Annotated in this window: 12 protein-coding genes; 3 read left to right on the forward strand and 9 right to left on the reverse strand. The window is 61.7% G+C overall.

Annotation, left to right across the window (positions count from 1 at the left end; translation table 11 throughout):
• Positions 1-40: 40 nt before the first annotated feature.
• From OC71_RS14775 to OC71_RS14790, 4 genes are all read right to left on the reverse strand, one after another.
• The gene (locus tag OC71_RS14775; protein WP_041070464.1) at positions 41-1,267 is read right to left on the reverse strand and encodes an SAM-dependent methyltransferase; all 1,227 of its coding nucleotides are present in this window, start codon (positions 1,265-1,267) and stop codon (positions 41-43) included.
• 280 nt (positions 1,268-1,547) lie between these two features.
• Positions 1,548-2,165, reverse strand: a complete 618-nt coding sequence (locus tag OC71_RS14780; protein WP_041070466.1) for a TPM domain-containing protein — start codon at positions 2,163-2,165, stop codon at positions 1,548-1,550.
• A 33-nt stretch (positions 2,166-2,198) separates the two neighbouring features.
• Complete coding sequence (locus OC71_RS14785; RefSeq protein WP_041070468.1) at positions 2,199-2,951, reverse strand: YgcG family protein; 753 nt, start codon at positions 2,949-2,951, stop codon at positions 2,199-2,201.
• A gap of 13 nt (positions 2,952-2,964) precedes the next feature.
• Positions 2,965-3,573 carry a LemA family protein gene (locus tag OC71_RS14790; RefSeq protein ID WP_007963199.1) on the reverse strand — a complete coding sequence of 203 codons (609 nt, stop codon included), beginning with the start codon at positions 3,571-3,573 and terminating at the stop codon, positions 2,965-2,967.
• A gap of 259 nt (positions 3,574-3,832) precedes the next feature.
• On the opposite strand from OC71_RS14790, the gene bglX reads away from it, so the two are divergent.
• Positions 3,833-6,124, forward strand: coding sequence for a beta-glucosidase BglX (gene bglX / locus OC71_RS14795; protein ID WP_041070470.1), 2,292 nt, complete (start codon positions 3,833-3,835; stop codon positions 6,122-6,124).
• 132 nt (positions 6,125-6,256) lie between these two features.
• On the opposite strand, the gene OC71_RS14800 is transcribed toward bglX, so the two are convergent.
• From OC71_RS14800 to OC71_RS14820, 5 genes are all read right to left on the reverse strand, one after another.
• Positions 6,257-7,414 (reverse strand): phosphatidylserine/phosphatidylglycerophosphate/cardiolipin synthase family protein, encoded by a 1,158-nt coding sequence (locus OC71_RS14800; RefSeq protein WP_041070472.1) that lies wholly within the window; start codon positions 7,412-7,414, stop codon positions 6,257-6,259.
• A gap of 1 nt (position 7,415) precedes the next feature.
• A complete protein-coding gene (locus tag OC71_RS14805; protein ID WP_041070474.1) occupies positions 7,416-8,006 on the reverse strand; it encodes a YceI family protein in 591 nt (196 codons plus the stop codon).
• Between the two features lie 190 nt (positions 8,007-8,196).
• Positions 8,197-8,514, reverse strand: coding sequence for a hypothetical protein (locus tag OC71_RS14810; protein ID WP_041070476.1), 318 nt, complete (start codon positions 8,512-8,514; stop codon positions 8,197-8,199).
• Positions 8,511-9,590, reverse strand: a complete 1,080-nt coding sequence (locus OC71_RS14815) for a serine hydrolase (protein WP_041070478.1) — start codon at positions 9,588-9,590, stop codon at positions 8,511-8,513. Before OC71_RS14815 ends, OC71_RS14810 begins: the two co-directional genes overlap by 4 nt.
• Positions 9,591-9,664: 74 nt before the next feature.
• The gene (locus OC71_RS14820; RefSeq protein ID WP_041070480.1) at positions 9,665-10,546 is read right to left on the reverse strand and encodes an acyl-CoA dehydrogenase family protein; all 882 of its coding nucleotides are present in this window, start codon (positions 10,544-10,546) and stop codon (positions 9,665-9,667) included.
• A gap of 153 nt (positions 10,547-10,699) precedes the next feature.
• Here OC71_RS14820 and olsB point away from each other — a divergent pair, with 153 nt between their 5' ends.
• Together olsB and OC71_RS14830 are read left to right on the forward strand one after the other, a co-directional pair.
• Positions 10,700-11,455: an L-ornithine N(alpha)-acyltransferase gene (olsB, locus tag OC71_RS14825; RefSeq protein ID WP_007963187.1), complete on the forward strand. Its 756-nt coding sequence runs from the start codon at positions 10,700-10,702 to the stop codon at positions 11,453-11,455.
• Positions 11,455-12,246, forward strand: coding sequence for a 1-acyl-sn-glycerol-3-phosphate acyltransferase (locus OC71_RS14830; protein WP_041070483.1), 792 nt, complete (start codon positions 11,455-11,457; stop codon positions 12,244-12,246). The genes olsB and OC71_RS14830 overlap by 1 nt, the downstream gene beginning before the upstream one ends.
• Positions 12,247-12,276 lie beyond the last annotated feature (30 nt).

The following is a 12,276-nucleotide window of genomic DNA, read 5'->3' on the forward strand; positions in this document are numbered from 1 at the left end:
GCAGCTCCTACAGGGTTTCGTGTCGGATCAGTATCGGGTGTCAGGCGAGGAAGCCGTCGGCGCGCAACAGGGTTTCCAGGCAGTGCTCGCTGATGTTGTAGAAGTCCTTGAGTTCCTGAATCTTCACCAGCAGTTGGGCCGGGTCCACCGGCTCGGCGCGCTTCACCGCGAGAATCATCTTGTTCTTGTTGGTGTGTTCCAGCGAGATGAACTCGAACACCTTGGTCTCGTAACCACAGGCTTCGAGGAACAGCGCTCGCAGGCTGTCGGTGACCATTTCCGCCTGTTGGCCCAGGTGCAGACCGTATTGCAGCATCGGCTTGAGCAGTGCCGGGCTCTGGATCTGCAGGCGGATCTGCTTGTGGCAGCATGGCGAACACATGATGATCGACGCGCCGGAGCGGATACCGGTGTGGATCGCGTAGTCGGTGGCGATGTCGCACGCATGCAAGGCAATCATCACGTCCAGTTCGCTCGGCGCCACGCTGCGCACGTCACCGCACTTGAACACCAGGCCCGGGTGTTCCAGTTTCGCCGCGGCGGCGTTGCACAGGTTGACCATCTCCTCGCGCAGCTCGACGCCGGTGACTTCACCCTCGGCCTTCAGCGTGTTGCGCAAGTAATCGTGAATCGCGAACGTCAGGTAGCCCTTGCCCGAACCGAAATCCGCGACCCGCACCGGTTTGTCCAGCGCCAGCGGTGAGGAGGTCAGCGCGTGGCTGAAGACTTCGATGAACTTGTTGATCTGCTTCCACTTGCGCGACATCGCCGGGATCAGCTCGTGCTGAGCGTTGGTCACACCCAGGTCCTTGAGGAACGGTCGGCTCAAGTCCAGAAACCGGTTTTTCTCACGGTTGTGCTCGGCGGACGGCGCTTCACGCAATTGCTGAGGTTTGCTCTTGAACAGCGAAGACTTGCCCTTTTTGCTGTATTCGAGCTGGGCTTCGTCGGTCACAGTCAGCAAATGAGCATTCTTGAACGCCGCCGGCAACAGCTCGGCAATCACCGCCACGCCTTCGCTCAGCGGCAGGTTCTTGGTGATGTCGCGGGTCTTGTAGCGATAGACGAACGACAGGTTGGGCTGCGCCTTGACCGTCACCGCTTTGATGATGATCCGCTGCAGATCCACCTCTTCGCCCACGTACTTGGCCAGCACCAGTTTGATGAAGCCGTTGTGTCCGAGGCTGGTTTGCAGCAGCTCGATGAACTGGGCGTGGTGATCAGGCACCGGTTTGGCAGACGGCGCGGATGGGGCGTTAACGGACATGAACAAGCAGCCTCGGGCGGGGCGAAACGGGAATGGCGGGTATTTTAGGGGGGATGGCGGTTGGGGACACGCTCTTATTTACCCAACGGCTTTAAAAGCGCCCTCACCCTAACCCTCTCCCGAAGGGAGAGGGGACTGATTGGGGGATATTGAAGAGGTTCACCGACTTGAAAGAGTGCCTTTGAATCCATAATCGACTCGGTTTCTCAGGCCGATGTCGAGCGCAAGACATCTCGGTCGGCTCCCTCTCCCTCCGGGAGAGGGCTGGGGTGAGGGGCTTCTAGGCCAGCACCACCAACCGATTGGGCAATTCATTCCTCACCTGCGTCACCGGCACATGCACCTTGAGCAACTCACCGCAGGCCTCGATGCAGGTGATGAACCCCTCAAGCGTGCGTCCCTGCCGCACCTGCTCGGTGAACGCGGCGACAATCGCGTCCCAGCTCTTGTTGTCCAGCCGCCGGGAAATCCCCTCGTCCACCAGAATTTCCACGTAGCGCTCGGCCTCGCAGACAAAGATCAGCATCCCGGTACTGCCGACGGTGTGGTGCAGGTTCTGTTCGAGAAACTGGCGCCGCGCAAGATTCGACGCGCGCCAGTGCCGCACACGGCGCGGGATCAGGTGGGTGGTGACTTTCGGCAGACGAAACAGCAGGCACAGGACGATAAACAGCCCCCATTGCACCAGCAACAGGCTGCGCATCGTCATCCAGCCGCTCAGGTAGTGAACGATGCCCGGCACCAGCAACGCCAGCAGGCTGGCCCACAGCAACGGGATGTATGCGTAGTCATCGGCGCGCGCCGCCAGCACCGTTACCAGTTCGGCGTCGGTGTCGCGCTCGACCCGGGCGATCGCCTCGGCGACTTTGCGTTGTTCGTGTTCGGTCAGTAATGCCATGTCGAAAAGTGCCTGATCATTATTGTTGTGTGTTCACCAGCCGCCGGACGATCCGCCGCCGCCAAAACTGCCCCCGCCGCCGCTGAAGCCCCCGCCTCCACCGCCACCGCCAAATCCACCCCCGCCGAAACCGCCCCCGCCTCCGGAGCCGCCACGGCCGGCGGGAAGGATACCGAGCATCTGGCAGACAAACACGGTCAGGATGAACAACACCACCAGAAAAACGAACAACAGCGGATGACGCGAGACAAAATCGTTTTGCGGGTCACCGCTCGACTCGTACACCGTCGATGGTTCGTCCAGCGGATTGCCGCCGAGCACCACCAGCATCGCCGCGACGCCATCGCTGATGCCCTTGCTGAAATTGCCGGCCTTGAACGCCGGGGTGATCACTTGATGAATGATCACCGAACTCTGTGCATCGGTCAGCCGATCTTCCAGCCCGTAACCGACTTCGATGCGCAGCTTGCGCTCGTCCCGGGCGACGATCAGCAGCGCGCCGTTGTTCTTGTCCTTCTGGCCGATGCCCCAGTGCCGGCCCAGTTGTACGCCGTAGTCTTCGATGGTGGTGCCCTGCAGATCGGGCACCGTGACCACCACCAGTTGCTCGCCGGTCGCCTGCTCATGCGCCTGCAACTGCTGGCTCAACTGGGCGCGCACCGACGGCTCGAGCATCTGCGCCTCGTCCACCACTCGCCCGCTCAGCGCCGGGAATGTCAACTCGGCCCGGGCGCTGACGGCGAACAGCCACAGCATCAGCACCAGGCCTATCTTCAACACACGCATGAATAACCTCGGGTCAGAACTTCACTTCCGGGGCCTTTTCCGCACCGGGGGTGGTGGCTTCGAAGGTTTCGCGAATCGGCAGGTCGCTGTACATCACGCTATGCCAGAGGCGCCCGGGAAACGTGCGGATCTCGGTGTTGTATTTCTGCACCGCCAGAATGAAATCGCGCCGCGCCACGGCAATCCGGTTTTCAGTACCTTCGAGCTGCGACTGCAAGGCGAGGAAATTCTGGTTAGCTTTCAGGTCGGGATAACGCTCGGACACCACCATCAGCCGGCTCAGGGCACCGCTCAACTGATCCTGGGCCTGCTGGAACTGCTTGAGTTTTTCCGGGTTGTCGAGGGTGCTGGCATCGACCTGGATCGACGTCGCCTTGGCCCGCGCCTCGACCACGGCAGTCAGGGTCGCTTCCTCATGCTTGGCGTAGCCTCTGACGGTTTCCACCAGGTTGGGGATCAGGTCGGCACGGCGCTGATACTGGTTCTGGACCTGGCCCCAAGCGGCTTTCGCCTGTTCGTCGAGGGTCGGGATATTGTTGATGCCACATGCGGTCAACAAAGTGGCAAGCACCAGTAACGTGGCGACCTGCAGACGCGAGCGATAGGTTGGACTGACATTCATCAAAGTGATGCTCCCTGGCGTATTTCATAAAAAACCGACCGTGAAACCTTCTGCATCGGCGGTTGGGGCATAATCGGCCGCGCCACTGGATTGCAACGGGCCGATGGGCTAAAAAGAGGCCCTGCGCAAACGCTGCCGACGGGTCGGCGGGCGTTTTTGGCTCGGTCATTTTGAGCCTGCACCCGAACAACAATAGTCGCTCCCTAACTTTTGGCTGGCCGGCATTGCATTGCCGTTTGGGCCCTCGAGAAAAATATTCATGAAGAAGCTGTGTTTGCTGGGCCTGTTCGTCAGCCTGGCCAGTCATCAAGTATTGGCCGCCACGACCCCGGTACCCCTGGAAAACAAGGACGCGTTCATCAGCAATCTGATGAAGCAAATGACCCTCGATGAAAAGATCGGCCAGTTGCGCCTGATCAGCATCGGCCCGGAAATGCCCCGCGAGTTGATCCGCAAAGAGATCGCCGCCGGCAACATCGGCGGTACGTTCAACTCGATCACCCGCCCGGAAAACCGTCCGATGCAGGACGCGGCGATGCGCAGTCGCCTGAAGATTCCGATGTTTTTTGCGTACGACGTGATCCACGGTCATCGTACGATTTTCCCGATTCCGCTGGCCCTGGCCTCGAGCTGGGACATGGGCGCCATCGGCCAGTCCGGGCGTATTGCCGCCAGGGAAGCGGCGGCCGACAGCCTCGACATCACCTTCGCGCCAATGGTCGACATCTCCCGTGACCCGCGCTGGGGCCGCAGCTCCGAGGGCTTTGGTGAAGACACCTATCTGACTTCGCGCATCGCCAAAGTGATGGTCAAGGCCTATCAGGGCGATACCCCGAGCGCCGCCGACAGCATCATGGCCAGCGTCAAACACTTCGCCCTGTATGGCGCGGTCGAGGGTGGTCGCGACTACAACACCGTCGACATGAGCCCGGTGAAGATGTACCAGGACTACCTGCCACCGTACCGCGCCGCGATCGACGCCGGTGCCGGCGGGGTGATGGTGGCGTTGAACTCGATCAACGGCATCCCGGCCACCGCCAACACCTGGCTGATGAACGACTTGCTGCGCAAGGACTGGGGCTTCAAGGGCCTGGCCGTCAGCGACCACGGCGCGATCTTCGAGCTGATCAAGCACGGCGTGGCCGCCGACGGTCGTGAAGCGGCGAAGCTGGCGATCAAGGCCGGCATCGACATGAGCATGAACGACACCCTGTACGGCAAAGAGCTGCCGGGACTGCTCAAGTCCGGCGAGATCGAACAGAAAGACATCGACAACGCGGTGCGCGAAGTACTCGCCGCCAAGTACGACATGGGCCTGTTCAAGGACCCGTACCTGCGTATCGGCAAGGCCGAGGATGATCCGGCCGACACCTACGCCGAAAGCCGTCTGCACCGCGCCGAAGCCCGTGACGTGGCACGTCGCAGCCTGGTGCTGTTGAAGAACCAGAACGACACCCTGCCGCTGAAGAAAGACGCGAAAGTCATGCTGGTCGGTCCATTGGCCAAGGCGCCGATCGACATGATGGGCAGTTGGGCGGCGGCCGGTAAGCCGGCGCAATCGGTCACGCTGTTCGACGGCATGCGCTCGGTGATGGGCGACAAGGCCAACCTGATCTACGCCCGTGGCGCCAACATCACCAGCGACAAGAAGGTTCTGGATTACCTGAACTTCCTCAATTTCGACGCCCCGGAAGTGGTCGATGACCCGCGTCCGGCCAACGTGTTGATCGACGAAGCGGTGAAAGCGGCCAAGGACGCCGACGTGATCGTCGCCGCCGTTGGCGAATCCCGTGGCATGTCCCACGAGTCCTCCAGCCGCACCGACCTGAACATCCCGGAAAACCAGCGCGAGTTGATCCGTGCCCTGAAAGCCACCGGCAAACCGCTGGTACTGGTGCTGATGAACGGCCGGCCGCTGACCATTCTCGAAGAGAACCAGTCGGCTGATGCAATTCTGGAAACCTGGTTCAGCGGCACCGAGGGCGGCAACGCCATCGCCGACGTGCTGTTCGGCGACTACAACCCGTCGGGCAAACTGCCGGTGACCTTCCCGCGCTCCGTGGGCCAGATCCCGACCTACTACAACCACCTGAGCATTGGCCGGCCGTTCACGCCGGGCAAACCGGGCAACTACACCTCGCAGTATTTCGATGACACCACGGGCCCGCTGTTCCCGTTCGGTTACGGCTTGAGCTACACCCAATTCGCCCTGAGCGACATGGCGCTGTCGTCAACCACGCTGAACGCCACCGGCAAGCTCGACGCCAGTGTCACCCTGAAAAACACCGGCAAACGTGACGGCGAAACCGTGGTGCAGCTGTACATTCAGGACGTCACCGGCTCGATGATTCGCCCGGTGAAAGAACTGAAGAACTTCCAGAAAATCATGCTCAAGGCCGGCGAACAGAAAGTCGTGCACTTCACCATCACCGAGGATGACCTGAAGTTCTACAACGCCCAGCTCAAGTACGCGGCCGAGCCTGGCAAGTTCAACGTGCAGATCGGCCTGGATTCGCAGGATGTGACACAGCAGAGCTTTGAGTTGCTGTAACACCTGAAACCCTATGCAAAAACCTGTGGGAGCTGGCTTGCCAGCGATGAGGCCAGCACATTCAACATCTCAGTTGACTGTCAGGCCGCCATCGCTGGCAAGCCAGCTCCCACAGTGTTACGGGTGTGACTGCTAGCCGCGGCGATCGAGAATATTGACCACCAGCCGATCCACCCAGCCCCAGATCCGCTGCTTCACCCGCCGCCACAGCGGCCGGCGCTGCCACTCCTCCAGACTGACCTGCTGACTCAGGCCGAAGTCCTTCTCGAAACTCTGCACCACCGCTGCCGTCAACGACGGATCCAGTGCCTCCAGATTCGCCTCCAGATTGAAGCGCAGATTCCAGTGATCGAAGTTGCACGAACCGATGCTCACCCACTCGTCCACCAAGACCATTTTCAGGTGCAGGAAGCACGGCTGATATTCGAAGATCTGCACCCCGGCCTTGAGCAGGCGTGGGTAGTAACGATGACCGGCGTAACGCACCGACGGGTGATCGGTGCGCGGCCCGGTGAGCAGTAGCCGGACGTCGACACCACGGGCAGCGGCCTTGCGCAGCGAGCGACGGATTTTCCAGGTCGGCAGGAAGTAAGGCGTGGCCATCCAGATGCGTTTCTGCCCGCTGTTCAAGGCGCGGAACAGCGACTGCAGAATGTCGCGATGCTGGCGGGCATCGGCGTAGGCCACGCGGCCCATGCCCTCGCCCATGTCCGGGACCTTGGGCAAGCGTGGCAGGCCGACATGCGCCGAAGGTTTCCAGGCCCGACGATGGCGATTGGCGATCCATTGACGGTCGAACAGCACTTGCCAGTCGAGCACCAGCGGACCGCTGATTTCCACCATCACTTCATGCCATTCGCTGCTGTCCTGACCCGGCGTCCAGAACTCATCGGTGACACCCGTGCCGCCGACCACCGCCAGACGCTGATCAACCAGCAACAGTTTGCGATGATCGCGATAAAAGTTGCCGACCCAACGCCGCCAGCTCAGGCGATTGTAAAAACGCAGTTCAACCCCGGCCTTGATCAGGCGCTGACGCAGGTGCAGGGTAAACGCGAGGCTGCCGTAGTCATCGAACAGGCAGCGTACCCGCACCCCGCGCTCGGCGGCCTGCACCAGCGCCTGCACCACGGCTTCGGCGCAGGCGCCCGCCTCCACCAGATACAACTCGAGTTCGACCTGTTCTTCGGCGCGGGCAATTTCCACCAGCATGCGCGGGAAGAATTGCGGGCCGTCAATCAACAGTTCGAAGCGGTTGCCGTCCCGCCACGGGAACACCGCGCCGCGCATGTCAGCGCGCCGTGAAAATCAGCACCGCACCCACCGGCACCGACAGACTGATGGCCGACAGGCCAGCGAGGTTACGCAGGGTTTCCAGGCCCGGCACCAGATCGAAATCCTCGGCATTGATCACCAGCGGCTCCAGGGTCACCACTTGAAACCGCCGGTCATCGAGGCGGGTTGCCAGCAACTGCGCCGGGTATTCATGTTGCTTGCCGTGCAGGTTGACGGTCAGTGGCAAACGCAATTCCAGCTGCGCGCCGGGGGCCAGATCGTTGATCGGGCGCAGGTCGATCCGGGTGCTGATGGTCGCTTCGGGGAATTGCTCGATCTGGAACAGCTCCTTGCGCATGCGCTCGTCGCGCAGGGGGATGCCGCTGTTGATCGAATCCAGCTCGACTTCGACTTCAGCGCGGCCATCCGGATCGACCTTGCCGTGCAACACCAGGAAGCGCTGCACTTCGGAAATGTGGGCGTTTTTCGTGCTGACGAACGACAGCCGCGACGACTCGCCATCCAGATACCAGTTGGCCTGCGCCGGCAGCGCGGCGGCGGCCAGCAGCAGACTGGCGAAGGCTTTATAGAGGGAGCGGTTGAACATTGAATACTCGTGGGGGCGATAAACCTGCACGAACCTTAACCGCCCACGCCGTTATTGCAAACTGATCGCCGCAAATCTATCGATTGGTGAAACCTGCTGTGGGAGCTGGCTTGCCAGCGATAGCGTCGGGACAGGCTATCTCTCTGTTGACTGATACACCGTCATCGCTGGCAAGCCAGCTCCCACGGGGTTATCTATTGACTTGAGGATTGAGGCGGCAACCTTGCCGTTCACCCAGCCACTGCGCGCGGTTGCTGCGGCCCATGCCACTGACGGTGACGGTTTTGCTCGCGCTGTCATCGGTAAAACCGCTGGTCGGCAGCCACTGTTTCACATAACCCCGACAATATTCAGCCTGGTTGTTCATCACGTAGCGACACGAACAATATTCCTTGGCCGTGTACGCACTGATGATGTCGGGGAACGCCCACAGATTGTCGCGTTCGAGCCAGATCCAGCCGAGCAGCACGATCAGCGCCAGCAGCAACACCCGCTTCAACAGCTTCATGGCTGCACCGCCTTGAGCACGCGTTTGAGCAATTCGTTGTGGCGATAGCTGCCGTCGCGATCATCGGCGTAACGCACGATCAGCAGTTTCTCGCTGGGGATTACATACAGCGCCTGCCCCCAATGACCGAGGGCGGCGAAGGTGTCGGGCGGCGCGTCGGGCCATGGCGCGGCGGCGCCATCCGCCGGGCGATTGAGCCACCACTGGCCGCCGGGCACCGCTTCGTCCTGATGCGCCTTGTAGCCGGCAAATGGCTCACGGTTGAAGGCGATCCAGTCCTTGGGCAGTAATTGCCGGTCGCGCCAACGTCCGTCGCGCAGCATCAACAGGCCAACCCGCGCCAGATCACGGGCGGTGAGATACGCGTAAGAGGACGCGACAAACGTGCCGCCGGCATCGGTTTCCCACACGGCATGGCGAATGCCCAACGGCTCGAACAGCGCCGTCCACGGGTAGTCGGGATAGCGCTCGGGGCCGACCATGTTCTTCAGCGCCGCCGCCAGCAGATTGCTGTCACCACTGGAATAACGGAACGCCTGCCCCGGCGGCGCGTAGGCGTCGTGATCGGCGGTGAACGCGGGCATGTCGCGCTGCCCACGGGTGTAGAGCATCGCCACCACCGAGGATTTCAGCGGGGCGTATTCGTAATCCTCCTGCCAGTCCAGACCGGAAGCCCAGTGCAGCAGGTCCGCCATGGTGATCGCCGGGTGTTTTTCCAACGCCGGATAAAACTTTGAAACGGGATCATCCAGTTTGAACAAGCCTTCGCCATACGCCACGCCAAGCACCGTGGCCATCAGACTCTTGCTGATCGACCAGGTCAGGTGCGGGGTTTCGGCACGGGTCGGACCGGCATAGCGTTCGTAGATAACCTGACCGTCGCGAATGACCAGCAAGGCGTCGGTGCGGATGCCCTGGCGGGTGTCGTCGTCGCGGGGTGGGAAGGCGTAGGCCTCTAATGCCTCGACTGCTGCGCCACTGTTTTTTGCGCCCGTTGGCCATTGTTCATCCGGCCATTGCTCGGCCTGGACCGTGAAGCTGATCAGCAGCAGGAACAGGGACAGGCCTTTGATCATGGAAAAATCTCAACGGACGGGTGCAAAGATCATGGCCCAGAAAAATGACAATCTCCCGATCACTGCGGCAGCTCCTACAGCGTAATGTGCAGGGCTTTGGCCAAGCGCTTGGCCCGCGCGGCGGCCGCCAATTGCATCACCGACTGATCACGCTGCCACATCTGCGCCCACTCCGGGTTGCCCTCGGCCAACGCCTGATCGATCTCGTTCTTCAGCGCATCAAACTGCGCAAACAACCCGCCCAGCAACACGTGTCCGGCCGGATTGTTCGGCGGCTGGCGACTCGCTTCCGCACAGCCGGCCAGCAGCGCCAGCAAACGCAACAGCAGCGGCTGCGACCAGCCACTGTCCTGACCGACGCCATACAGCCACGCGGTCATCGCGCTCAGCACATAGACATCTTCCAGGCTGCGGAACGGCTTCACATAAGCATCCCAGCCATCCCCCGCGAGCAACTCGCACAACGCGCCGTCCAGGTGCAGACGACCGTGGCTGATGTCCGGCATCAGCGGCAGCGCCGGGAGCTTTTCCACACGCACGCCGGGCTCGCCGGGATAGACCACCGCCAGACTCAGACGCGGTTTTTCACCGGGCTCTTCACTGCGCGCGGCGATCAACAGCCAGTCCGCCGCATCCCCGGCGGTGACGAAATCCTTGCGCCCGCTCAGGCGCAAATCGCTGAGACGGGTCTGCATGTCCGCCGGGCGCAGGCTGCGCTGTTCGGTCGCACACAACGCGCCAAGACTCGGCGGCGCGCTCGGCCAAAGCATGCGCAACGCCGCCTGATACCCCACCAGAAACGCCAGCCCCGGCGTCGCCATGCGCCGCCCTCCGGCCACCGCCAGTTCGAATGGCGTCACGTTGCCCAGTTGATGCAACAACGTGGCGAAACCTTCCGCCAGATCAGCGACGGCGGGCAGGCGTTCAGGGCTTTCGAGCAGGCTGGGCCAGGGCATAAGAGGCTCCTTGTGGGCTGTCATACAAGCATCACCAAACGTTCATGGCGATGACACCGGGGCTACATAGCCTGACTTTGCACAACATGGCTGCATAAAGAAAGTCGATCGGCTGCAACCCACGACGGGTTCAAGGCCCGTACGGAGATTCAAATGACTCAGATCGCCCGCATCAGCGACACCGGCAATGAACGCCGCCTGCAAGCCGAACGCCTGATCGGCGCCGAGGCCTTGCAGCAAGCCCAGGCCTTGCGCTTCAGCGTCTTCAGCGGCGAATTCAACGCCAAGCTGAAAGGCGCGGAACTGGGTCTGGACATGGATGACTATGATGTTCACTGCAGCCACATCGGCGTGCGTGACCTGAACACCGGGCGTCTGGTCGCCACCACCCGCTTGCTCGATCACACCGCCGCCAGCAGCCTGGGCAAGTTCTACAGCGAAGAAGAATTCAGCCTGCACGGACTGGCGCACCTGCAAGGTCCGATCCTCGAAATCGGCCGTACCTGCGTCGATCCGGCCTACCGCAACGGCGGCACCATCGCCGTGCTCTGGGGGGAACTGGCCGAAGTGCTGAATCAGGGCGGCTACAGCTACCTGATGGGTTGCGCGAGCATCCCGATGCAGGACGGCGGCGTGCAGGCTCACGCGATCATGCAGCGTCTGCGCGAACGCTACCTGTGCACCGAACACCTGCGCGCCGAACCGAAAAATCCGTTGCCGTCGCTAGACATTCCGTCGAACGTGATCGCCGAAATGCCGCCGCTGCTCAAGGCCTACATGCGCCTGGGTGCGAAGATCTGCGGCGAGCCGTGCTGGGACGAAGACTTCCAGGTCGCCGACGTGTTCATCCTGCTCAAGCGCGACGAACTCTGCCCGCGTTACGCCAAGCACTTCAAGGCGGCCGTGTGATGAGCCGGCTGCGCGTGTACGCGCGAATCGCGCGGGTGCTGCTGGTGGTGACGCTGGGCCTGACCATGGCCAGCGTGTTCGGCATATTCGAACGTCTGGGCCTGGCGCACTCGATGCAACGTCGGCAGCGCTGGTCGCGTTTCTTCATGGCACGTTTGAGCAATGCCCTGCCCTTTCGCGTAACGGTGCACGGCGAGTTGCCGCAGCAGCCGATGCTGTGGGTCAGCAATCATGTGTCATGGACTGACATTCCACTGCTGGGCATGCTCACGCCGCTGTCGTTTCTGTCCAAGGCCGAAGTGCGCACCTGGCCGGTGGCTGGCTGGCTGGCGGCCAAGGCAGGCAGCCTGTTCATCCGTCGCGGCTCGGGTGATAGCCAGTTGATCCGCAAACAGATGACCCGTCACCTGCAAACGCAACATCCGTTGCTGATGTTCCCGGAAGGCACCACCACCGATGGGCGTTCGCTGCGCACCTTTCATGGTCGCCTGCTGTCGGCGGCGATTGATTCGGAGGTGATGCTGCAACCGGTGGCGATCCGTTATCTGCGCAATGGCGACATCGACGCGCTGGCGCCGTTCATTGGTGACGATGATCTGCTGTCGCATCTGATGCGGCTGTTCAGCAATGATTGCGCCGATGTTGAAGTGCATCTGCTCAAGCCGATCGCCTGTCAGGGCCGCGAGCGTGCGGCACTGGCGTTCGAAGCGCAGCAGGCGGTGCAGAAGGCGTTGTTTGGCGCGATTCCGGAAAAGCAAAAACCCCCGATGCGCCCGGCCATCGCCGCCTGAAATACAACCGCTAAAATCACCCTCGGCCCC

The sequence above is a fragment of the Pseudomonas sp. W15Feb9B genome (assembly GCF_000828175.1).
GTDB classification, from domain to species: Bacteria; Pseudomonadota; Gammaproteobacteria; order Pseudomonadales; family Pseudomonadaceae; genus Aquipseudomonas; species Aquipseudomonas parakoreensis.

Excerpts from the sequence above, each read along its gene's own strand:
- OC71_RS14775 (WP_041070464.1), bottom strand. The coding sequence starts at position 1,267 with ATGTCCGTTAACGCCCCATCCGCGCCGTCTGCCAAACCGGTGCCTGAT.
- OC71_RS14800 (WP_041070472.1), bottom strand. The coding sequence starts at position 7,414 with ATGCGCGGCGCGGTGTTCCCGTGGCGGGACGGCAACCGCTTCGAACTG.
- OC71_RS14805 (WP_041070474.1), bottom strand. The coding sequence starts at position 8,006 with ATGTTCAACCGCTCCCTCTATAAAGCCTTCGCCAGTCTGCTGCTGGCC.
- olsB (WP_007963187.1), top strand. The coding sequence starts at position 10,700 with ATGACTCAGATCGCCCGCATCAGCGACACCGGCAATGAACGCCGCCTG.
- OC71_RS14790 (WP_007963199.1), bottom strand. The coding sequence starts at position 3,573 with ATGAATGTCAGTCCAACCTATCGCTCGCGTCTGCAGGTCGCCACGTTA.
- OC71_RS14820 (WP_041070480.1), bottom strand. The coding sequence starts at position 10,546 with ATGCCCTGGCCCAGCCTGCTCGAAAGCCCTGAACGCCTGCCCGCCGTC.
- OC71_RS14815 (WP_041070478.1), bottom strand. The coding sequence starts at position 9,590 with ATGATCAAAGGCCTGTCCCTGTTCCTGCTGCTGATCAGCTTCACGGTC.
- OC71_RS14830 (WP_041070483.1), top strand. The coding sequence starts at position 11,455 with ATGAGCCGGCTGCGCGTGTACGCGCGAATCGCGCGGGTGCTGCTGGTG.
- OC71_RS14810 (WP_041070476.1), bottom strand. The coding sequence starts at position 8,514 with ATGAAGCTGTTGAAGCGGGTGTTGCTGCTGGCGCTGATCGTGCTGCTC.
- OC71_RS14780 (WP_041070466.1), bottom strand. The coding sequence starts at position 2,165 with ATGGCATTACTGACCGAACACGAACAACGCAAAGTCGCCGAGGCGATC.
- OC71_RS14785 (WP_041070468.1), bottom strand. The coding sequence starts at position 2,951 with ATGCGTGTGTTGAAGATAGGCCTGGTGCTGATGCTGTGGCTGTTCGCC.
- bglX (WP_041070470.1), top strand. The coding sequence starts at position 3,833 with ATGAAGAAGCTGTGTTTGCTGGGCCTGTTCGTCAGCCTGGCCAGTCAT.